This is a genomic window from Candidatus Eisenbacteria bacterium, assembly GCA_005893275.1.
Classification (GTDB): domain Bacteria; phylum Eisenbacteria; class RBG-16-71-46; order SZUA-252; family SZUA-252; genus WS-7.
On the sequence record VBOW01000037.1, the window covers coordinates 1 to 329 of the forward strand.

The 329-nt window shown below is 67.5% G+C and carries 1 protein-coding gene; it reads right to left on the reverse strand.

Annotated elements, in window-relative coordinates; all coding sequences use genetic code 11:
* On the reverse strand, nt 1-329 hold a 329-nt coding region (locus E6K76_08240; protein TMQ58301.1), incomplete at both ends, for a tRNA (adenosine(37)-N6)-threonylcarbamoyltransferase complex transferase subunit TsaD.

Below are 329 nucleotides of genomic sequence, written 5' to 3' on the forward strand. Positions count from 1 at the left end.
CGGAGCCTCGCGTCGGGAATCGGGTGGTGCTCGCGCTCGAGGAAGAGCTTAGCCGCGGTCTTGAGACCGCTCATGCTCAAGTCGAGCGTGTCCCCCTTGAGCCGGGCTTTGGGGAGCGGAACCTGATCCGCCCGCCCCTCTCGGGCGAGCCGGTCGAGGTGCGGCCCCGCCGGATACGGCAGCCCGAGGAGCTTCCCGATCTTATCGAAGGCCTCTCCGGCGGCGTCGTCACGCGTCGAACCGACGCGCCGAAAGACCCCCTTCTCCGGCACATGATAGATCTCTGTATGGCCTCCCGAGGCGACCATGCCCACATAGGGGGGGTTGAG